We start from the raw sequence: 19,753 nt of genomic DNA, 5'->3' as shown, positions 1-19,753 counted from the left end.
GGTCAGCGAGGCGCAAGGTTCGGGCTCGCCGCCACCGGGGTGGTGGCCGAGGTCAGGCGCAGCGGCACCGGCGGCGCCAGGCTGCCCGGCGCGGGGGCCAGCGGCAGGACGCGCGGGGAGGGGGAGGGCAGCTGCAGGGTCTGCGCGGGCGTGGAGGGGCGCACCGGCGGCGCCACGCGCGGCGGCGTCGCGGCCCGGGTGCTGCTGGCCGGGGAGGCGGCCGGCGCGCGCGGCGCCGTATTGGCCACCGGGGAGCCGGGCGCGCTGGGCGTGCCGCGCGGCTGCAGCGGGATGGAGGTCGCGGCCACCAGCGCCGGGTTGTTCGGGTCTTCCGGCACCAGCCCCAGGACGGGCGCGATGCGGCTGAGCACCGTATGCGCCGCCGGCGCCGCCACCCAGCCCGCCGTGGCATAGCCGTGCGAGGCCTTGGTGCCCTGCGGATTGTCCACCATCACGTACAGCGCGTAGCGCGGCGCGTAGGTGGGGAAGGCGCCCACGAAGGCGGCGATGCGCTGGTTCATCAGGTAGCCGCCGTGTGGCCCGGTCTTCTGCGCCGTGCCGGTCTTGCCGCCCAGGAAGTAGCCCGGCACTTCCGCGAACTTGGCGGAGCCGTCGGTCACCACCAGGCGCATCAGCCTGCGGATGATGCTGCTGGTCTGCTCGCTGACGACGCGCCGGCCCGGCCGCTCCACGCCCGGCGGCTGCGCCAGCAGCGTCGGCTCATGCAGCACGCCGCCATTGGCGATGGCGGAGATGCCGGTGATGACATGCATCGGCGTCACGCTGATGCCGTGGCCGTAGGAGATCGTGACCATGCTGATCTCCTTCCAGGCGCTGGCGGGAGGCACCAGCGGCAGCGCCTTTTCCGGCACCTCCAGGCTGATGCGGGACAGCATGCCGACGCTCTTGAGGAATTCCCGCTGCCGCTCCGGCCCAAAGGTCATGGCCATGTGGGCGGCGCCGAGGTTGGACGAATAGGCCAGCACCTCGGGGAAGGAGAGCCAGCGGTTCTTGCCCTTGTAGTCCGTGATGGTGAAGCGGCCGTAGCGCAGCGGCCGGCTGGCGTCGAAGCGGCTGCTCCAGACATTGGAGGTGCCGTATTCCAGCGCCGCCGCCGCCGTCAGCAGCTTGAAGGTCGAGCCCGGCTCGTACACGCCCACCGTGGCGCGGTTGAAACGCTGGTCGGGCGTCGCCTCGCCGATGTCGTTGGCGTCGTAATCGGGCAGGGACACCATGCCGAGCACCTCGGCCGTGTTGATGTCCAGCACCACGCCGGCGCCGCCGATGCCGTTGAAGCTGGTGATGGCCTCATGCACCGCGTCGCGCAGCGCCAGCTGCACGCGGATATCCAGCGACAGCCGCAGCGGCTTGCCCAGCTCGGTGCGCAGCCGCTCGTCGAAGCTGCGCTCGATGCCCGCGATGCCCTTGCCGTCCACGTCCACGTTGCCGAGCACATGCACGCCGGCGCGGCCCTGCGGGTAGTAGCGGCGCTCCGCATGCTCGAAATCGACGCCGGCGATGCCGAGGTTGATGATGCCCTGCTGCTCCCGCGGCGTCAGGCTGCGGGTGATGTAGACGAAGCCCTTGTCGCCGGAGATGCGCTCGATCAGCTTCTCCCGGTCCAGCTGCGGCAGCACGCTGCGCAGCTTGTCCGCCACTTCCGCCGGATTGTGCAGCACGCGCGGGTTGGCGGTCAGCGCCGTGATCGGCAGCGACATCGCCAGCATCTCGCCATTGCGGTCCGTGATGGGCGCGCGGCTGGCCGGATGCTCGGCCGGCGGCGCGATGGCGCGCAGCGCCGCCTGCAGCCGAACCGGCTCGGCCGGGTCCAGGATCGTCGCGGCGGTCAGCTTCAGCGCCACCGCCAGGAACAGCGCGCCGAAGCCCAGCGCCGTCACCACCAGCCGCCCGCGGCTCTTCTCCAGATGCGCGCGGCGCAGCAGGTCCGGCTGCACGGCGCGCCCGGCGGCGGGCCGCTGGCCGGCGCGGAGGTCGATCACCTCGTCATGCGGCAGCATCGCCGGCTGGCGCAGATGGCCGCCGCGGGAAGGCACGGAATTCGGGGAAGGCGGAGGCAGGTCGTGCATGGCGGTCAGCGCACAGGCACAGGCACGGGCAGCGGAACTGGCGGCGCCAGGGTGCCGCGCGCGGCCATGCCGAGGGAGGAGCCGCCGGCGGCCACGGGCGCGCTGATGCTGCCGCCGGTGCCGGGCTGCGGCAGGGGGGAGGCATTGGCGCTGCCGATGGGCAGGTGGATCGCCTGGCGCAGCAGGCCGGGGCGCGGCGACTCGGCCACCACCCGCTCACGCGGCGCTTCGCGCGGCGTCTCGCGCAGGGCCACGGTCTCGGCGCGCGGGGTGGGCACCGGGGCCGGCGGGCGGCGGCGCGGCTCCTCGGCGCGGGCCACGGCCACCGGCTGGCGGGCGGGCTCGACGCGGGCCGGTTCAGCACGGGCAGGCTCGGCGCGCACCGGCTCGGGCCGCGCGTGCTCAACCTGGGGCGCCGGGGCGCTGCGGGCGGCGACGCGCACCGGCGGCGCGGCAGGCTCCGGCGCCTCGGCGGCCGGCGTGGCGGCGGCAACGGTTGTGGCGGGCTTGGTGGGGGCGGTGATCGGCTTGGCCTCGGCCACCGCCGTCTCGCCCGTGGAGCCGAAGAGGTTCACAGGCCCGGAAAAGGCCACCGCCACCGGCAACCGCCCGCCCAGGTCGGCCAGCCGGATGAACTGGGCCGGGGTCATGGTCTCCAGCGGCAGGTACTTCTGGGCCACCTGGCGCAGCCGCTCCGGCTCGTTCAGCAGGGCCCACTCGGCCCTCAGCACCTGGGTGCGGTCGCGGGCCTGCTCGATGCGCCGGGTCAGGTCGCGCAGCTCGCGGTCCAGCTGCCGGGCCGAGTCCTCGGCGCGGTACACGTTCCAGCCCACGACGCAGAAAGCCGTGATGGCGATAATGGTCAGGGGGCGGAACATGGAGCCTCCTCAATCTTCTCAATGGCCCGCAGCCGGGCAGAACGGGCACGCGGGTTGGCCGATGTCTCGGCCTCCCCGGGACGCAGGGCGTTGTTCACCACCAGCCGGAAGGGCGCCGCCTTCCGTTGATGGTCACCGGCCACGGGCAGGTGGCGGGAAACTCCGGGGGCGCGGCCGGCGGCCTGCTGCATGAAGCGCTTCACCAGCCGGTCTTCCAGCGAGTGGAAGGCCACCACCACCAGCCGCCCGCCGGGCGCCAGCAGCGAGGCTGCGGCAGCGAGGCCGCGCTCCACTTCGCCCAGCTCGTCGTTCACCTTCAGGCGCAGCGCCTGGAAGGAGCGGGTGGCGCTGTCCTGGCCGGATGGGTCGCGCGGCATGCAGGAATGGATGATGCGCACCAGCTGCGAGGTGGTCTCGATCGGCGCTTCCTTGCGGGCGGCCACGATCGTGCGGGCGATGCGGCGGGAATGCCGCTCCTCGCCCAGCTGCCACAGGATATCGGCCAGCTCGGCTTCCGGCAGGCGGTTCACCAGATCGGCCGCCGATGGGCCGGCCTTCTCCATCCGCATGTCCAGCGGGCCGTCGAAGCGGAAGGAGAAGCCGCGCTCCGCCTGGTCGATCTGGAAGGAAGAGATGCCGAGGTCCAGCACCACGCCATCCAGGGCGCTGACGCCCTGCTCGCGCATCAGCTCCACCATCTCGCCGAAGCGGCCCTGCACCAGGTGCAGCCGGCCCGGGAAGCGCGCGGCCACGGCGCCGCCGCGGGCAATGGCGTCCGGGTCGCGGTCGATCGCGTGCAGGGTGCAGGCGGCGGCGGAGAGGATGGCGGAGGCATAGCCGCCGCCGCCGAAGGTGCCGTCCAGGTAGATGCCGCCGTCGCGCGGGGCGAGGGTATCCAGCACTTCCTGGAGCATGACAGGAATATGGCCGCTCATGCCGAGCCTCCCGGTATTGCGCCGGGTGCGCGCATGGTCAGGCCCCGCTCGCGGGCGCGGGCACGGGCTTCTTCGGTGTAACGCTTGGCTGCCCCCGGCTCCCAGATCTGGAAGATCTTGCCGAGGCCGACGAAGGAGATCGACTCGCCCAGGCCGGCATGGGCGATCAGTTCCTCGGGCAGCATGATGCGGCCCTCGCCATCCGGACGGGTCGGGAAGGCATCGGCGAAGAGCGCCGCCGCCATGTCGTCGCCCGCGTCGGAAAACACATCGAACTGATCCATGCTGCCGGCCATCGCTTCAAAGGCGGGCATGGGCCAGGCTTCCAGGCAGGGCGCCCGGTGAGAGGGGCGGAGCACGATCTCGTCGGTTCCGAGACGCGCCAATTCGGCGCGGAACGGAGCAGGGACGGAAGTCCGCCCCTTCCGGTCCAGCCGATTGGTATGTGTCCCCATGAACCGGGCCATCTGTCGCCGCCAATCCCCCTTCGCGGCATGCCTTGCGGCACAGCTAGACCGGGAAGCGGCCGGTGAGGTCCCCCGACCTCACCGGCTCACCCGACCATCCCGGTCCCGATCCTCAGCCCCCCCGAGCTCATGGATCGTTCATGGGATGGCATGGGATATCACGGGTTGTAACCGGGCGGCAAGCGCTAAACCCGGTGTGGACGGATCGTGAATATACATTAAATCAATAGGTTGAAGCTGATGCTTCACCAGCAACCTGACAAATGATGTGAACTGTGGCTGAGGTGCGTCAGACGGCCTGTAAGCCGGGTTCTGTCCACCCGCCGGATGCGACTCCGGCAGGATAGGCGACCATTCCTCTGGGACTCGGCTTGCACCGAGCCTCTCGCGGCCAACCCGGGGAACGGGGCGGAAAAAGCCCCTGCGGTCGGTGCCCTTTCAGGCCATCCCGCCGGTTCCCCCTATTCGGCCTTGCTCCCGGTGGGGTTTACCCTGCCGCCCCTGTCGCCAGGGGCGCGGTGCGCTCTTACCGCACCGTTTCACCCTTGCCCCCGGGGCCGAAGCCACGCGGGCGGTTTGTTTTCTGTGGCACTGTCCCTGGGGTTGCCCCCGCCGGTCGTTGACCGGCACCGCATTTCCGTGGAGCCCGGACTTTCCTCCAGCAGGGGATCGCTCCCCCACCAGCGGTCGCCCGGCCGTCTGACGCCGGGGTCAAGTGCGCCGCATACCGTGGAAAGTCAATCGCTAAGCGACCGATTCGCGTGCTTCAGCCGGCGAGGCTCGCCGGGCTGGCCGCAGCCTCGCTCAGCCGCAGCACCGCTTCCAGCCGGGCCAGGGTGCCCGAGTCGGCCTCACCATCCACGCGTTCCTGCCGGAAGCGGCGCTGGAAGGCGGTCAGGGCCAGGCGCGGGCGGGCGGGGTCGACAGGATAGCCGATTCGCGCCAGCAGTTCCGCCGCGCGCCCCATGCCGCCTTCCGGCCGGTCGGCGCCGCTGCCGTCCACGCCGCCGGGCCAGAAGCCGATGCCATTGGCGGCCAGCCCTTCCCAGTCGAACAGCTCGCCCGGGTCCTGCTTGCGGTCGGGGGCGATGTCGCTATGCGCCACCACGTTCTGCGGCGGAATCGGGTGGCGGCCGAGAATGTCGAGGCACAGGTCCGCCACCGCCGCCATCTGCAGGGCGGGGAAGGGGCGGTAGCCCCATTCATGGCCGGGATTGACGATCTCGATGCCGATGCTGCGGCCGTTCAGCGTGTCATGCCCGCGCCAGAAGGACACGCCCGCGTGCCAGGCCCGCCGCTCTTCCGGCACCAGGCGCCAGACCAGCCCGTCCTCCTCCACCAGGTAGTGGCAGGAGACGCGGGGCAGCGGCGCGGGCGGGTGGAGGTCGCACAGGCGCTCCAGCGCCTCCCTGGCCGTCTTCATGCCGGTGTAGTGCAGCACCAGCATGTCGATGGGCGTGCCGGCGGGGCGCTCATCGTGGTTCGGGCTCGGGCGTTCCCGGAAAGCAGGCATCATGGCAGCCATTGCCCCACGCTCACAGATTGCGCGCCCGCTTGATGCGGTCCCAGGCGGCATTGATCTCGGCCACCTTGCGGGTGGCGCCGCGCACCAGCTCCTCCGGCAGGCCGCGGGCGGCGAGGCTGTCGGGATGGTGCTCGCGCATCAGCTTGCGCCAGGCCTGGCGCACCTCGTCGTCGCTGGCGCCGGCGGGGACGCCGAGCACGGAATAAGGGTCCACGCCGATCGGCTCGGCGGTTCCCGGGAAGCTGCCCCCGGCGCGGCCGGCGCTGGCACGCTCACCGGCGGCCTCGTCCAGCCGGAAGGCGGTGCGCACCTTGGCCAGGAAGATGGCCTCGCCCCGCGTCATCGGCCCATCGGCGCGGGCGATGTGGTGCAGGGCGGCCAGCACCTCCTCCAGCATCTGCGGCTGGTCGGCGAAGGCCACGCCCATGCGGGTGGCGAAGGGCTCGAAGCCGCCCACCTCTTCCCGCGCGCGGTCGAAGAGCAGGCCGACATCGCGCATATTCTCGTCCGGGATGCGGAAGACGCGCTTGAAGGCGTCGATCTCGATCCGCTTCACCGGCCCGTCGCTCTTGGCCAGCTTGGCCGAGAGCACGATGACGCCGATGGAGAAAAGCTGTTCCTTGCTGCGGATATGCGCGGCCAGTTCCGGCCGCGGGTCCAGTTCCGGCGAGCGCGTGCCTTCCTCGGCCGCATGGCCCAGCGCCGCGCCCATGACGGCGCCAAAGGGCCCGCCCATCGCGAAGCCCGCCACGCCGCCGATGATCTTGCCCCAGAGGCTCAAGCCCAGGCCGCTCCCTGCTCAGATGCCATTCGCTTCAGCCCCCTACCATGTCGCATCGCCCCCTGCCATGCCGGGCTTGTGCCATGCGTCCCGCAAAGGCACGCCACGGGTTGCCGAAACGGGTTGCATGGCGGGCGGCCGGGCGCCACACCGGCACGACTGATACACTGGAGATAACCAATGGGCGCGGCTGGCTGGCAGTTCTGGGTCGATCGGGGCGGTACCTTCACGGATATCGTGGCCCGCGACCCCGAGGGGCGGCTTTCCACCCGCAAGCTGCTCTCCGAGAACCCGGAGCGCTACCGCGACGCGGCGGTGGCGGGCATCCGCGCCTGCCTCGGCCTGCCGGAAGGCGCCGCCATTCCGCCGGGGATGGTGGAGGCCGTGAAGATGGGCACCACCGTTGCCACCAACGCGCTGCTGGAGCGCAAGGGCGAGCGGGTGCTGATGCTGGTCAACCACGGCTTCGCCGACATGGCACGCATCGGCAACCAGGCGCGGCCCCGGCTCTTCGACCTCGACATCAAGCTGCCGGAGCTGCTGCATGAGCAGGTGGCCGAGATCGGCGGCCGCATCGGCCCCGACGGCGCCGAGATCGCGCCGCTGGACGAGGCCGCCGCCCGCGCGGCGCTGGAAGCCGGCTTCGCCGCCGGCATCCGCGCCGTGGCCGTGGTGCTGATGCATGCCTGGACCTACCCGGCGCATGAGCAGCGGGTGGGCGAGATCGCGCGCGAGGTAGGCTTCACCCAGGTCAGCCTCAGCCACGAGGCCAGCCCGCTGCCGCGCATCGTGCCGCGCGGCGATACGGCGGTGGTGGATGCCTACCTCTCCCCGATCCTGCGCCGCTACGTGGAGCAGGTGGCGGGCGAGTTGCGCCCGGAAGCCGGGGGCGAGGCCGCGCGCCTGTATTTCATGCAGTCCTCCGGCGGGCTGACACTCGCAGAAAAATTCCAGGGCAAGGACGCCATCCTTTCCGGCCCGGCGGGCGGCATCGTCGGCGCCGCGCGCACGGCGGGCATGGCGGGGTTCGAGCGCATCATCGGCTTCGACATGGGCGGCACCTCCACCGACGTGGCGCTTTATGCCGGTGCCTTCGAGCGCGCCTTCGAGACGGTGGTGGCTGGCATCCGCATGCGGGCGCCGATGATGGCCATCAACACCGTCGCGGCCGGCGGCGGTTCTATTCTTCATTTCGACGGCGCCCGCTTCCGGGTGGGGCCGGCTTCCGCCGGTGCCGTGCCCGGCCCCGCCAGCTACCGCCGGGGCGGGCCGCTGACGGTGACGGATGCCAATGTCATGGTGGGCAAGATCCAGCCCGCCCAGTTCCCCGCCATCTTCGGCCCCGGCGGCGACCAGCCGCTGGATGCCGATGTGGTGCGGCAGAAATTCACTGCCATGGCCGCCGAGATTGCCGCCGCCACCGGCGAGGCGCCGCAGGACCCGCGCGCGGTGGCCGAGGGCTTCCTGCGCATCGCCGTGGCCAATATGGCGCATGCCATCAAGCAGGTCTCGATCCAGAAGGGCCACGACGCTACCCGCTTCGCCTTGCAGTGCTTCGGCGGTGCCGGCGGCCAGCACGCCTGCCTGGTGGCGGATGAGCTGGGCATGGAGACGGTCTTCATCCATCCCTTTGCCGGCGTGCTCTCGGCCTATGGCATGGGGCTGGCGGACCAGAGCGTGATCGGCGAGGCGGCGGTGGAAACCCCGCTGCGGCCCGAGGGCATGGCGGAGCTGGCCGCCAGGCTGGACACCCTGGCCGAAGAGGGCCGTGCCGACCTGCTGGCCCAGGGCAACGACGCCGCCCGCCTGCGCGCCGAGCGCCGGCTGCACCTGCGCTATGCCGGCACCGACAGCTTCCTGCCCGTGCCCTTCGGCGAGCATGACGCGGTGCTGGAAGCCTTCACGGAAGCGCATCGCCGCCGCTTCGGCTTCGCCACGCCGGAGCGCCCGGTGGTGGTGGAAGCCTGCGTGGTGGAAAGCATCGCCGAGGGGGAGGCCGTGGCCGAGCCCAGGTTGCCGCCGCGCCCGGCGGACGAGAGACCCGCGCCCCTGGCCACCGTGCCGCTCTTCACCGCCGGCGCCGAGCATGCCGCGCCGGTCTTCGACCGCGACACGCTGCTGGCCGGCGACCGCATTCCCGGCCCGGCGCTGATTCGCGAGGCCATCGCCACTACCGTGGTGGAGCCCGGCTGGACCGCCGAGGTCACGCCGCTGAACCATCTGGTGCTGCGCCGCACCGCCGCCCGCGCCAATGCCGCGGTGGCCGATGCCAGCAAGCCGGACCCGGTGCTGCTGGAGCTGTTCAACAACCTCTTCATGAGCATCGCCGAGCAGACCGGCACGGTGCTGCAGAACACCTCGCTCTCGGTCAACATCAAGGAAAGGCTGGATTTCTCCTGCGCGCTCTTTGATGCGGAGGGCCGGCTGGTGGCCAATGCGCCGCATGTGCCCGTGCATCTGGGCGCCATGGGGGAAAGCGTGCGCACCGTCATCCGTACGCGCGGCGCCACCCTGAAGCCCGGCGACGTGGTGGCGCTGAACAACCCCTATAACGGCGGCACGCATCTGCCGGACATCACCGTCATCACGCCGGTCTTTGACGAGGCCGGGACGGAAATCCTGTTCTTTGTCGGCTCACGCGGCCACCATGCCGATATCGGCGGGCTGACTCCAGGCTCCACCCCGCCCGAATCCAGAACGCTGGAGGAGGAGGGCGTCGTTATCGACGATTTCCTGCTGGTGGATGGCGGCACGATCCGCGAGGCCGAGTTCCGCGCCCTGCTGTCTGGTGCCAAATACCCGGCCCGCAGCCCGGACGTGAATGTCGCCGACATCAAGGCGCAGATCGCCGCCAACGAGACCGGCGTGCAGGAATTGCAGCGGGCCGTGCGCGCCTTCGGGCTGGATACCGTGCGCGCCTATATGCGCCACGTGATGGACAATGCGGAGGAAAGCGTCCGCGCCGCCATTGAGAAGCTCTCCGACGGCAGCTTCACCTACACCATGGATGACGGCCGCCCCCTGAAGGTGGCCGTGCGGGTGGACCGCGCCCGCCGCAGCGCCACCATCGACTTCACCGGCACCGGCGAGCAGAGCCCCGGCAATTTCAACGCGCCCCCGGCCGTGCTGCGCGCCGTGGTGCTCTACTGCTTCCGCTGCCTCGTCGGCGGCGACATCCCGCTGAACGACGGCTGCCTGGTGCCGCTGGAGATCGTGTTGCCGGAGGGCACCTTCCTCTCGCCGCGCCCTGGCGCCGCCGTGGTGGCGGGCAATACCGAGGTCTCCCAGGCCGCGTGCAACGCGCTGCTGGCGGCGCTGGATGCCTGCGCCAGCGCCCAGGCCACCATGAACAACCTGCTCTTCGGCGATGACCGCTACCAGTATTACGAGACGGTCTGCGGCGGCGTCGGCGCCGGGCCGGGCTTCAACGGCGCCTCGGCCGTGCAGACCCACATGACCAATACCCGCATGACGGATGCCGAGATCCTGGAGCTGCGCTATCCGGTGCGGCTGGAGGAATTCTCCATCCGCCGTGGCTCCGGCGGTGCCGGGCAGTGGCATGGCGGGGATGGCGTGCGCCGGCGCATCCGCTTCCTGCGGCCGATGCAGGCCATTGTCGTCGCTTCCCGCCGGGAGGTGCCGCCGCATGGGCTGCATGGCGGCGCCCCCGGCGCCCCGGGCCGGCAATGGGTGGAACGGCTGGACGGCACCGTGCAGGAGATGGGCGGCCGCGACCGCGCCGAACTCGCCGCCGGCGAGGTGCTGGGGCTGGAGACCCCCGGCGGCGGCGGCTGGGGCCGTGAGGGAGACCGCGCCATCTGATGCCCTGGCCTCGTCGCATCGCGCTCGGGCTGCTGGTGGCGCTGCCGGTGCTGCTGGCGGCGGCGCTGTGGTTCGGCCCGCGCCTGACCGACTGGAACACCCACCGGGACCGGCTGGCCATCCTGGCCGCCGGGCGGCTGGGCCAGCCGGTGATGCTGACCGGGCCGGTGAAGCTGGCGCTGCTGCCGCAGCCGATGCTGGAGGCCGATGGCGTCATCATCGGCGAATTGCAGGGCGGCGGGCCGGAGGGCGGCCTGTCTATCCAGGCGCGCGCGCTGCGGCTGCGGCTGGACCTGGGCGCGCTGCTGCGCCTGCAACTGGAACCGCGCGAGGTGGTGCTGGTGGGCGCCGAGATCCGGCTGCCCTGGCCGCCGACCTCCGGCCAGCCCTTCCGCCCGCCGCCCTGGCTGACCGGGCTGCGCGGCCGCATCGAGGACAGCCGCATCATCATCGGCAATGTGCCGCTGGAGGATGTGACGGCGGAACTGGCCGCCGGCAGCGCCACCGATGCCCTGCGCATCGACGGCCGCTTCCGCTGGCGCAACCTGGACGCCACCTTCAACACCGTCCTCGGCCGTCCCGGATGGGACGATGCCGCGCCGCTGGACCTGACGGTGGCGGCGGCCAAGGCCTCGTTCTCCGCCAGCGGCGTGCTGCTGCCGGAAGGCGGCTTCGAGGGCACCATCCAGGGCGGCGGCAGCGACCTCGCGGCGCTGGTGCCCGGCCCCGGCGGCGCCTTCCGGCTGCGCGGCGCGCTCTCGGCCTCGGCGGACCTGCTGACCGCCAGCGACCTGACCCTGGACCTGGGCGGCAGCCCGGCGCGCGGCGCCGCCACGCTGCGCCTCGCGCCGGTGCCCCGGCTGGACCTGGCGCTGGTCACCGGCCGGGTGGTGCTGGACCCCTGGGTGGCGGCGCTGCGCAATGCCTCGGCCCCCAGCCTGCCCTTCGGCATCGATCTCTCGGCCGAGGCGGCGACGCTGCGCGGCATCACCCTGCGCCGGCTGCGCGCCGCCGCCTTCGTGGAAGGCGATCGGCTGACGCTCTCCGACGTGTCCGCCATCCTGCCGGGCGATACCGAGATCGAGATGTCCGGTGCCACCACCGGGCGGCTGCGGGAAAGCACGAGCAAGCTGGAAGCCGCCATCCGCTTCCGCGGCAGCGCGCTCCGCACCACGCTGCTGGCCCTGGGCGCGCAGCTTGATGCCACGGACCCGACCCTGCTGCGCCAGGGCGAGGGCCGCATGCGGCTGGTGCTGGAGGAATCCCAGGTCGCCATGCCGGAATTCACCGCCACCATCGATGGTGCGCGGATCTCCGGCGCGGGGGTGCTGCGCTTCGGGGCGCGGCCGGCGCTGGGCCTGGGCCTGACCTTCGACCGGCTGGACCTGGATAACTGGCTGCCGCAGCACCTCGACCTGATGGCCATGGCCACCCGCAACCCCGGCTGGGACGCCAACCTGCGCCTGAATGCCGAGCGGGCGAGCTGGCGCGACCTGGCCATGGAGCGCCTGTCCGTCGATGCAGCCATGGAGGCCGGGCGGCTGACGGCGCGCCGCGTCGCCGCCCGCATCGCCAGGGCCGAGGTGGCGCTGAGCGGCATGCTGGCCCCCGGCGCCGCCAATGCCCCGCCGCGCCTGACCGACATGGCGCTGGAGGTGACGGCGCCGGTGGCCCGCCCGCTGCTGGCCTTCCTGCCCGGCACCTGGGACGAGACCGCGCCCATCACCACGCAGCCGCTGGCGCTGCGGCTGTCCGCCAATGGGGCGCTGAACGCCCTGGCGGTGCGCGGCGGGCTGGACCTGGGCGATGCGCGGGTGGAGGCCAATGGCACGCTGGACGCGCTGGCGCCGCGCTATGCCGGCATCCTGACCCTGCGCCACCCCGGCGCCCAGCGCCTGCTGGCCGAGGCGCTGGGCAGCAAGCCGCCCTTGTGGCTGGGGGAGGGATCGCTGTCGCTGATCGCCAACCTCCAGGCCACGCGCTCCGGTGGGCAGCTGGAGACTTTCGACCTCGTGGCTGGCGAGATGCGGCTGGGCGGGCAGCTCGGCCTGGCCCTGGCCCCCGCGGCGCGGCCGCGCCTGACCGGTCGGCTGCAGGCCGAGCGCCTGCCGCTGCCCGCCCCGGCCGGTGGTGAGGAACCGCTGGTGCTCTGGCCGCTGGGGCTGGTGGATGCCGACCTGACGCTCCAGGCCGCGCGCGCCATGCCGCCCCTGCTGCCGCCGCTGGAGCAGCTCTCGACCGGCCTGCGGCTGAACGGTGGCATCCTGCAACTGGACCAGCTCCAGGCCCTGCTGCGCGGCGGCAAGCTGGAAGGCGGAGCCGTGGTCGATACCACGGCCTCCCCCCCGGTCATGACGACGGAGCTGCGGCTGAACGGCATCGGGCTGGAGGCACCGCCGCCCGGATTGCCGCTGAGCCTGGTGTCCGGGCAGTTGGATGGCGAGATGTCGCTGCGCGCCACCGGCCACAGCCCCGCCGCGCTGCTGGCCGGGCTGGAAGGCGCGGCGCGCCTGAGCGTGCGGGGCGGCGTGCTGGCGGGCACCGATCTCAATGCCGCCCTGCGCGCCGCGGCCCAGACCGGTACGGGCGCCGAGGCGGCGCTGCGCGCGGCGCTGGCCGAGGGCACCACCGGCTTCGACCGCCTGGACGCCAAGCTGCGGCTGCAGGCCGGGCGCGCGGTGATCGAGCAGGCCAGCCTTTCCCTGGGCGAGCAGGCGATGGCCAGCGTGCGGGGGGAGGTGGACCTGGCACATGGCAGCATCGACCTCTCCCTGTGGCTGGCGCCGCCGGAAGGGCCGGAACTGGGCCTGCGCCTGACCGGCCCGCTGCGGCAGCCGCGCCGGCTGCTGGATATCGCCGACTGGCTGCGCTGGCGGGCGGAACAGCCGCGCGCCGCCACCACGCCATGATCACGCTGCACCCTGTGACGCGGCAGGACGCGCCGGCGCTGATCCGCGCCAATGCCGCCAGCCGCGCCCACCATGCCCCCTGGGCCTATCCCTTCACCGACGAGGCAGGCTTCGATGCCTGGTTCGCGCAGATCCTGACCGGCCCGAATGTCTCGCTGCTGGCGCGGGAGGCTGCCTCGGGCGGGATCGTGGGCGTGGTGAATATCAGCCAGATCGTCGCGGGTGCCTTCCACAGCGCCTTTCTCGGCTACTACGGCATGGCGGGCTTCGGCGGGCGCGGGCTGATGACGGAAGCGGTGCGCCAGGCGGCGCGGCACGCTTTCCAGCGCCTGGGCCTGCACCGGCTCGAAGCCAATATCCAGCCGGGCAACACAGCGTCCATTGCCTTGGTAAAGCGCCTGGGCTTCCGCCTGGAAGGCTTTTCCCCGCAATACCTCAAGGTCGGCGGGGAATGGCGGGACCACGAACGCTGGGCCGCCTTCGAGTCGGACCTGCGCTAGCGGGATTCCAGCGCATGGACGCGCAGGGCGCTGGCCAGCGGGATATCCGCCTCCAGCCGCGCCTCGTCCACCGCCTGCACCAGCCGCGCCAGGGATTGCCCACGGGCGGCAGCCAGCTTCTCCAGCGCGCTCCAGAAGGCAGGCTCCAGCGCCACGCTGGTCCGGTGGCCGGCCAGCGAGAAGGAGCGCTTTTCCAGATGCGCGCCTGTCACCTCAGCGACCCGTTGCATGGGCCGCGCGGGCGCGGAGGCTGTCGGATTCGGTGCTGCTGGTCATTGGATGGGCCTTGGTGGGGTCTCCTGGCCCATGGAGAAAGGGCGGTGGAGCCCTGAAAAGCAACACCCCCGGGAAGGGCTTCCCAGGGGTGTTCCGAAGCTGGTCCGCTTACCAGGCGTAATAGCGCGGCGGCGGTGGGGATGGCGCGTAATACACGCGGGGCGGAGGCGGCGCGTAATACGCGCGGGGCGGCGGTGGCGGCGCGTAATAAGCCACTGGCGGGGCATAATAGACCGGCGGCGGGGGCGGCGCGTAGTAGACCGGCGGCGGGGGCGGGGCAGCCTGCGCGGCACCGGCCACAAGGGCGCCGACCGCCAGGCCACCGATGATGCCAGCGGCCACGGCGCCACCGCTCGGGCCGCGCCGGTGCCAGCCATGGGCCTCGGCGGCGGGCGAGGCCGCCAGCAGCGCCACGCCGGTCAGGCCAGCCAGGGCCGCGGTACGCAGGCCGTTGAAGAACTTCATGTCACCCTCCTGGGCTCTACGAACGCCAGTATAGATGGGATTCGTGCCGGATTATGGCAAGCCAAGGGTAAGATGGTGGTCAAGGTACCGCCAGCCTTATCGGCTGTAGGTGGAGATCTCGATCAGGTTACCGTCCGGGTCGCGGCAATAGACCGAGGTGATCGGCCCCAGGGCGCCCACCTTGGGGGCGGGCCCGTCCACGATGGTCACGCCGCATTCGCGCAGGTGGGTGGCGATATCCTCGCCCGCCACGGCCACCACGAAGCAGAGGTCCATGGTGCCGACCTGCGCGTTATGGCCGCTGGACCAGTCCGCCTGGTCGGAGGCCGCTGGGCGCAGGTTGATCTTTTGGCCGCCGAAGCGCAGCGCGGTGCGCCGCTTCTCGCCGAAGGCCTCACGCTCCATCCCCAGCACCCGCTGGTACCAGGAGGCCGAGATTTCCACGTCCCGGCAGGTAATGACCAGATGGTCCAGCCGGTCCACCGAAAAGCGCATCAGACAGCATCTCCCTGCCGCCGGCTGCGCCGGGCGGTGACCTGGATCTCGATCTTCATGGCCTCGTCCATCAGCCCTGCGACCAGCAGCGTGGCCGCCGGACGGGCGCGGCCCAGCCACTTGCGGGTAACCGGCCAGCAGGCCGGCCATTCCGCCCGGTCCGGCACGATGTAGGTGACGCGCACCACGTCATCCATCGTCGCGCCGGCCTCGCGCAGCGCCGCATCGATATTGGCGAAGCAGCGCTCGCACTGCGCCACCATGCCCTCGGCTAGGGTCATGGTAGTGTAGTCGTAGCCGGTCGTGCCGGAGACGAAGATGTCATCCCCGTCCACCACTGCGCGGGAATAGCCGATCTCTTCCTCGAACCGGCTGCCCGAGCTGATGCGGCGGCGCTCCATGGCGGGCCTTATTCCAGCCCGTCGTAGAAGTCGTTGCCCTTGTCGTCCACCACGATGAAGGCGGGGAAGTCCTCCACCTCGATGCGCCAGACGGCTTCCATGCCGAGTTCCGGATATTCCAGCACCTCGACCTTCTTGATGCAGTCCTGCGCCAGCCGTGCGGCGGGGCCGCCGACGGAGCCGAGGTAGAAGCCGCCATGGGTCTTGCAGGCATTCCGCACGGCCTTGGAGCGGTTGCCCTTGGCCAGCATCACCAGGCTGCCGCCTGCGGCCTGGAAGCCTTCCACGTAGCTGTCCATGCGCCCGGCCGTGGTGGGGCCGAAGGAGCCGGTGGGCATGCCTTCCGGCGTCTTGGCCGGGCCCGCGTAATAGACCGGGTGGTCCTTGATGTATTGCGGCAGGCCCTCGCCACGGTCCAGCCGCTCCTGCAGCTTGGCATGGGCGATGTCGCGCGCCACCACGATGGTGCCGGTCAGGGAGACGCGGGTCTTGACCGGGTGCTGGCTCAGCGTGGCGCGGATGGCGTCCATCGGCTGGTTCAGGTCGATCTTGACCACCTCGCCGCCCAGGATCTCATCCGTGGTCTCGGGCAGGAAGCGGGCCGGGTCGTGCTCCAGCGCCTCGATGAACACGCCCTCGGGCGTGATCTTGGTCTTTACCTGCCGGTCGGCCGAGCAGGAGACGCCGATGCCGATGGGAAGGCTGGCGCCATGGCGCGGCAGGCGGATGACGCGCACGTCGTGGCAGAAATACTTGCCGCCGAACTGGGCGCCGATGCCCAGGTTCTGCGTCAGCTTGTGCACCTCGGCCTCCAGCTCCGGGTCGCGGATGCCGTGGCCGGCCTTGCTGCCCTGGGTCGGCAGCTCGTCCAGGTAGCGGGTGGAGGCCAGCTTCACCGTCTTCAGCGTCGTCTCGGCCGAGGTGCCGCCGATGACGATGGCGAGGTGGTAGGGCGGGCAGGCGCTGGTGCCCAGCGACTTGATCTTGTCTTCCAGGAAGGCCAGCAGCTTCGGCTTGTTCAGCACCGCGCGGGTCTGCTGGAACAGGAAGGTCTTGTTGGCCGAGCCGCCGCCCTTCAGCACGAACATCATGTGGAACTCGTCCGCATGGTGGTCGCCGGGGGAGGCGTAGATGTCGAACTGCACCGGCAGGTTGTTGCCGGTGTTCACCTCGTCGAAGGTGGTCAGCGGCGCCATCTGCGAATAGCGCAGGTTGGTCTCGGTATAGGTGCGGTGGACGCCGTAGCTCAGCGCCTCCTCCTCATCGCCCTCGACCCAGACGCGCTGGCCCTTCTTGCCGAAGACGATGGCGGTGCCGGTGTCCTGGCACATGGGCAGCACGCCGCCGGCGGCGATGGAGGCGTTCTTCAGCAGGTCCAGCGCCACAAAGCGGTCGTTGGCGCTCGCCTCCGGGTCCTTCAGGATGTTGGAGAGCTGCTGCAGGTGGCCGGGGCGCAGGTAGTGGGAGACCTCGCGGCAGGCGGTGAAGGCGAGTTCCTCCAGCGCCTTGGGGGAGACCTTCAGGACCGTCTGGCCCTCGACCTGCACGGTGCGGACGCCGGGGATGTCCAGCTTGCGCCAGACCGTCTTGTCCTCCCCCAGCGGCAGCATGGGGGAATAGGTGAAGCCCTTGCTGCGCTGCGAGACCGGGGTGCCGGCGTCCGTATCCTGGATCGGCGTGTCGGCCAGCGGCGCGGCCGCCTCGGCGGGAGAAGGGGCGTGGTCAGGAGTCATCGGGCGCGCTCCGGCAGGAGGAGGATCGGAAGGGTCCCGGCGCGGCCAGGCAGGGCAGCGTCGCTGAAGCGCTGGAGGTAGCGCAGCGCGGGCCCGAAGCCAACCCGGCCCTGGCGCGCCTGTCTTTGAATGGACAGCGCCGCCGCAGGCGCGCTTGCTGTTGCGAGAGGAGAACCATCCATGGCGATGCAACCAGATGCAATCCTGCTCGGGGCCGCAGGCACCAGCCCGCAATGGCTGCAACTGAAGCTGGCCAACCGGCACGGGCTGGTCGCCGGTGCCACCGGCACCGGCAAGACCATCACGCTGCAGGTCATGGCGGAGGCCTTCTCCCGCGCCGGGGTGCCGGTCTTCTGCGCCGACATCAAGGGCGACCTGGCAGGCATCAGCCAGCCCGGCACCGTCAACCTGAAGGTGGAGAAACGGGCCGCCGCCACGGGTGTCGAGGATTTCGTCTACGAGGGCGCGCCCGTGGTCTTCTGGGATGTCTTCGGCGAGCAGGGGCACCCGATCCGCGCCACGGTCTCGGAAATGGGGCCGCTGCTGCTTTCCCGCCTGCTGGAGTTGAACGACACGCAGGAAGGCGTGCTGAACATCGCCTTCGCCCTGGCCGATGACGAAGGGCTGCTGCTGCTGGACTTCAAGGACCTGCGCGCCATCCTGGCCTATGTCGCGGAACGGGCGGCGGAACTTTCGGCCCATTACGGCAACGTCAGCAAGTCCACCATCGGCGCCATCCAGCGTCGTTTGCTGGTGCTGGAACAGCAGGGCGCCGAGCATTTCTTCGGCGAGCCGGCGCTGGCGCTGGACGACCTGATGCTGCTGACCCCGGACGGGCGCGGCGCCGTGAACGTGCTGGCCGCCGACAAGCTGGTGCAGAGCCCGCGGCTCTACGCCACCTTCCTGCTCTGGATGCTGTCCGAGCTGTTCGAGGAGCTGCCCGAGGTCGGCGACCTGGACAAGCCCAAGCTGGTCTTCTTCTTTGACGAGGCGCATCTGCTGTTCAAGGATGCCCCCAAGCCCCTGCTGGACAAGGTGGAGCAGGTGGTGCGGCTGATCCGCTCCAAGGGTGTCGGTGTTTACTTCGTCACGCAGAACCCGCTGGATGTGCCGGCCGCGGTCCTGGGGCAGCTCGGCAACCGGGTGCAGCACGCGCTGCGCGCCTTCACGCCCAGTGACCAGCGGGCCGTCCGCGCCGCCGCCGAGACCTTCCGCGCCAATCCCGCCTTCTCCACCGAGGCCGCCATCACGCAGCTGGAGGTGGGCGAGGCACTGGTTTCCACCCTGCAGCCCGGCGGCGTCCCCAGCATGGTGGAGCGCACCCGCATCCGCCCGCCGCAGTCGCGCATGGGCACGATCACGGAGCAGGAGCGCGCCGCCACCCTGGCGGCAAGCCCGCTGCGCGGCCGCTACGACACCGCCGAGGACCGCGATTCAGCTTACGAGATGCTGCAGCAGCGGGCCGGCACGGCGGTGGCGGACCCAAGCCCCCATTCGCCCTGGGGGACAGCCGGGGCCCAGCCCGCGCCGGTGCGGCAGGGCAGCCCCTGGGGCAATGGCGGCATGGCGCCGCCGCCCGCCGCCCGTCCGAGAACGGCCAAGGTGGCGCGGGGCAGCCGGCAGGCGCCCCAGCAAAGCGGGGGCGGGGCCGGGGGAATGCTGTCGGAGATCCTGATGGGCAGCGGCCGGCGTCAGGGCGCGGCGGAGGCCCTGGCGAAATCCGTGGTGCGGAGCGTCGGCTCGCAGCTCGGCGGCCAGGTGGGACGCGCGCTGGTGCGTGGCGTCCTGGGCTCGCTGTTGAAGCGCTGAGGCCACCGGGCCGCTCCGTGCCACGTTGGCGGTGGTGGAACGGCCGGGCCCCGCTTCAGCGGCGTTGGTGGCTCGCTTCAGTCCCGCGCGGGGCGGCGGCGGAAGGCGTCCAGGCTGACCACCTGGGCCGGCCCCTCGGCCTCGGCTTCCTTCTCGCCTTCCTCGGCCGGGGCCGGGGCCGGGGAGAGGGGAAGGGTGTCGGGCACGTCCAGGATGTCCTCGGCCGCCTCGGGCGGGCCGAAGCGCAGGCCGACGCGGACATAAGGGTCCCAGAAGGCCGTCATGCTGCTGATGGGAATGACCAGCTTGGCCGGCACGCCGCCGAAGGACAGGCCGATGGAAACGGTCTGTGCCGCCCGGTCCACCTTCAGGTCCCAGAACTGGTGCTGGATGACGATGGTCATCTCTTCCGGGTAGCGCGCCTTGAGGTGCCCGGGGATCTGGACACCCGGGTGGTCGGTGCGGAAGGTCAGGTAGAAATGGTGGTCGCCGGGAAGGCCATGCGTTCCCACATGGTCCAGCGCGCGCAGCGCGACCTCACGCATCGCGTCCTCAGTCCAGCGATCGTAGGGCAGAAGGCTTTCAACCGGCTTCGTATCATCAGTCATCATGCAAAACCCCGGAGCGTGGCCAGAGTAGTGATCACGCGGCACCGCGGAAAGAGGCGGCG

The 19,753-nt window shown here is 71.4% G+C and carries 16 protein-coding genes and 1 other RNA gene; 4 read left to right on the top strand and 13 right to left on the bottom strand.

The window, feature by feature from the left end; translation table 11 throughout:
- Positions 1-2: 2 nt before the first annotated feature.
- From EBE87_RS16060 to EBE87_RS16030, 7 genes are all read right to left on the bottom strand, one after another.
- Positions 3-2,087, bottom strand: a complete 2,085-nt coding sequence (locus EBE87_RS16060; RefSeq protein ID WP_122140070.1) for a peptidoglycan D,D-transpeptidase FtsI family protein — start codon at positions 2,085-2,087, stop codon at positions 3-5.
- Between the two features lie 5 nt (positions 2,088-2,092).
- Positions 2,093-2,965 (bottom strand): cell division protein FtsL, encoded by an 873-nt coding sequence (gene ftsL, locus EBE87_RS16055; protein WP_122140069.1) that lies wholly within the window; start codon positions 2,963-2,965, stop codon positions 2,093-2,095.
- Positions 2,950-3,900, bottom strand: coding sequence for a 16S rRNA (cytosine(1402)-N(4))-methyltransferase RsmH (gene rsmH / locus EBE87_RS16050; protein ID WP_120640483.1), 951 nt, complete (start codon positions 3,898-3,900; stop codon positions 2,950-2,952). The genes ftsL and rsmH overlap by 16 nt, the downstream gene beginning before the upstream one ends.
- Positions 3,897-4,367: a division/cell wall cluster transcriptional repressor MraZ gene (mraZ, locus tag EBE87_RS16045; protein ID WP_120640482.1), complete on the bottom strand. Its 471-nt coding sequence runs from the start codon at positions 4,365-4,367 to the stop codon at positions 3,897-3,899. The genes rsmH and mraZ overlap by 4 nt, the downstream gene beginning before the upstream one ends.
- 285 nt (positions 4,368-4,652) lie before the next feature.
- Positions 4,653-5,070: RNase P RNA component class A (gene rnpB / locus EBE87_RS16040), an RNA gene on the bottom strand.
- A 63-nt stretch (positions 5,071-5,133) separates the two neighbouring features.
- Positions 5,134-5,883 carry an N-acetylmuramoyl-L-alanine amidase gene (locus EBE87_RS16035; protein ID WP_456316297.1) on the bottom strand — a complete coding sequence of 250 codons (750 nt, stop codon included), beginning with the start codon at positions 5,881-5,883 and terminating at the stop codon, positions 5,134-5,136.
- Between the two features lie 19 nt (positions 5,884-5,902).
- Positions 5,903-6,673, bottom strand: coding sequence for a TerB family tellurite resistance protein (locus EBE87_RS16030; protein ID WP_120640481.1), 771 nt, complete (start codon positions 6,671-6,673; stop codon positions 5,903-5,905).
- A gap of 180 nt (positions 6,674-6,853) precedes the next feature.
- Here EBE87_RS16030 and EBE87_RS16025 point away from each other — a divergent pair, with 180 nt between their 5' ends.
- Genes EBE87_RS16025 through EBE87_RS16015 form a run of 3 tightly spaced genes read left to right on the top strand, consistent with a single transcriptional unit; the run spans position 6,854 to position 13,904 of the window.
- On the top strand, positions 6,854-10,495 hold the full coding sequence (locus EBE87_RS16025) for a hydantoinase B/oxoprolinase family protein (RefSeq protein WP_120640480.1): 3,642 nt from the start codon (positions 6,854-6,856) through the stop codon (positions 10,493-10,495).
- Complete coding sequence (locus EBE87_RS16020; RefSeq protein ID WP_122140068.1) at positions 10,495-13,404, top strand: AsmA family protein; 2,910 nt, start codon at positions 10,495-10,497, stop codon at positions 13,402-13,404. The genes EBE87_RS16025 and EBE87_RS16020 overlap by 1 nt, the downstream gene beginning before the upstream one ends.
- Positions 13,401-13,904, top strand: a complete 504-nt coding sequence (locus EBE87_RS16015; protein WP_120641261.1) for a GNAT family N-acetyltransferase — start codon at positions 13,401-13,403, stop codon at positions 13,902-13,904. Before EBE87_RS16020 ends, EBE87_RS16015 begins: the two co-directional genes overlap by 4 nt.
- On the opposite strand, the gene EBE87_RS16010 is transcribed toward EBE87_RS16015, so the two are convergent.
- The 5 genes from EBE87_RS16010 to EBE87_RS15990 form a co-directional block, all read right to left on the bottom strand.
- Positions 13,901-14,134 carry a ribbon-helix-helix domain-containing protein gene (locus tag EBE87_RS16010; RefSeq protein ID WP_120641260.1) on the bottom strand — a complete coding sequence of 78 codons (234 nt, stop codon included), beginning with the start codon at positions 14,132-14,134 and terminating at the stop codon, positions 13,901-13,903. The genes EBE87_RS16015 and EBE87_RS16010 overlap by 4 nt on opposite strands.
- A gap of 154 nt (positions 14,135-14,288) precedes the next feature.
- Positions 14,289-14,645: a hypothetical protein gene (locus EBE87_RS16005; protein ID WP_122140067.1), complete on the bottom strand. Its 357-nt coding sequence runs from the start codon at positions 14,643-14,645 to the stop codon at positions 14,289-14,291.
- 96 nt (positions 14,646-14,741) lie between these two features.
- Positions 14,742-15,140, bottom strand: a complete 399-nt coding sequence (locus tag EBE87_RS16000; protein ID WP_120640329.1) for a VOC family protein — start codon at positions 15,138-15,140, stop codon at positions 14,742-14,744.
- Positions 15,140-15,541: a RidA family protein gene (locus tag EBE87_RS15995; protein ID WP_120640330.1), complete on the bottom strand. Its 402-nt coding sequence runs from the start codon at positions 15,539-15,541 to the stop codon at positions 15,140-15,142. Before EBE87_RS15995 ends, EBE87_RS16000 begins: the two co-directional genes overlap by 1 nt.
- An 8-nt stretch (positions 15,542-15,549) precedes the next feature.
- Entirely contained in the window at positions 15,550-17,151 is a 1,602-nt protein-coding gene (locus tag EBE87_RS15990) for a fumarate hydratase (protein ID WP_120640336.1), read from the bottom strand.
- 303 nt (positions 17,152-17,454) lie between these two features.
- On the opposite strand from EBE87_RS15990, the gene EBE87_RS15985 reads away from it, so the two are divergent.
- Positions 17,455-19,083 carry a helicase HerA-like domain-containing protein gene (locus tag EBE87_RS15985; protein WP_120640331.1) on the top strand — a complete coding sequence of 543 codons (1,629 nt, stop codon included), beginning with the start codon at positions 17,455-17,457 and terminating at the stop codon, positions 19,081-19,083.
- Between the two features lie 77 nt (positions 19,084-19,160).
- Here EBE87_RS15985 and EBE87_RS15980 read toward each other — a convergent pair whose 3' ends face one another.
- Complete coding sequence (locus EBE87_RS15980) at positions 19,161-19,691, bottom strand: SspB family protein (protein ID WP_408887723.1); 531 nt, start codon at positions 19,689-19,691, stop codon at positions 19,161-19,163.
- Between the last annotated feature and the right edge of the window lie 62 nt (positions 19,692-19,753).

Source organism: Teichococcus wenyumeiae, from assembly GCF_003696345.1.
Taxonomy (GTDB): Bacteria; Pseudomonadota; Alphaproteobacteria; order Acetobacterales; family Acetobacteraceae; genus Pseudoroseomonas; species Pseudoroseomonas wenyumeiae.
Note: the sequence above shows the minus strand (reverse complement) of the source record. Positions and strands in the feature narration are given on the sequence as shown.

Bases quoted from the DNA above. Each gene is read 5' to 3' on its own strand.
- EBE87_RS15995 (WP_120640330.1), bottom strand. From the start codon at position 15,541: ATGGAGCGCCGCCGCATCAGCTCGGGCAGCCGGTTCGAGGAAGAGATC.
- EBE87_RS16015 (WP_120641261.1), top strand. From the start codon at position 13,401: ATGATCACGCTGCACCCTGTGACGCGGCAGGACGCGCCGGCGCTGATC.
- EBE87_RS15980 (WP_408887723.1), bottom strand. From the start codon at position 19,691: ATGACTGATGATACGAAGCCGGTTGAAAGCCTTCTGCCCTACGATCGC.
- ftsL (WP_122140069.1), bottom strand. From the start codon at position 2,965: ATGTTCCGCCCCCTGACCATTATCGCCATCACGGCTTTCTGCGTCGTG.
- EBE87_RS15990 (WP_120640336.1), bottom strand. From the start codon at position 17,151: ATGCTGCCGCTGGGGGAGGACAAGACGGTCTGGCGCAAGCTGGACATC.
- mraZ (WP_120640482.1), bottom strand. From the start codon at position 4,367: ATGGCCCGGTTCATGGGGACACATACCAATCGGCTGGACCGGAAGGGG.
- EBE87_RS16060 (WP_122140070.1), bottom strand. From the start codon at position 2,087: ATGCACGACCTGCCTCCGCCTTCCCCGAATTCCGTGCCTTCCCGCGGC.
- EBE87_RS16000 (WP_120640329.1), bottom strand. From the start codon at position 15,140: ATGCGCTTTTCGGTGGACCGGCTGGACCATCTGGTCATTACCTGCCGG.
- rsmH (WP_120640483.1), bottom strand. From the start codon at position 3,900: ATGAGCGGCCATATTCCTGTCATGCTCCAGGAAGTGCTGGATACCCTC.
- EBE87_RS16035 (WP_456316297.1), bottom strand. From the start codon at position 5,883: ATGATGCCTGCTTTCCGGGAACGCCCGAGCCCGAACCACGATGAGCGC.
- EBE87_RS16020 (WP_122140068.1), top strand. From the start codon at position 10,495: ATGCCCTGGCCTCGTCGCATCGCGCTCGGGCTGCTGGTGGCGCTGCCG.
- EBE87_RS16010 (WP_120641260.1), bottom strand. From the start codon at position 14,134: ATGCAACGGGTCGCTGAGGTGACAGGCGCGCATCTGGAAAAGCGCTCC.
- EBE87_RS16005 (WP_122140067.1), bottom strand. From the start codon at position 14,645: ATGAAGTTCTTCAACGGCCTGCGTACCGCGGCCCTGGCTGGCCTGACC.
- EBE87_RS16025 (WP_120640480.1), top strand. From the start codon at position 6,854: ATGGGCGCGGCTGGCTGGCAGTTCTGGGTCGATCGGGGCGGTACCTTC.
- EBE87_RS15985 (WP_120640331.1), top strand. From the start codon at position 17,455: ATGGCGATGCAACCAGATGCAATCCTGCTCGGGGCCGCAGGCACCAGC.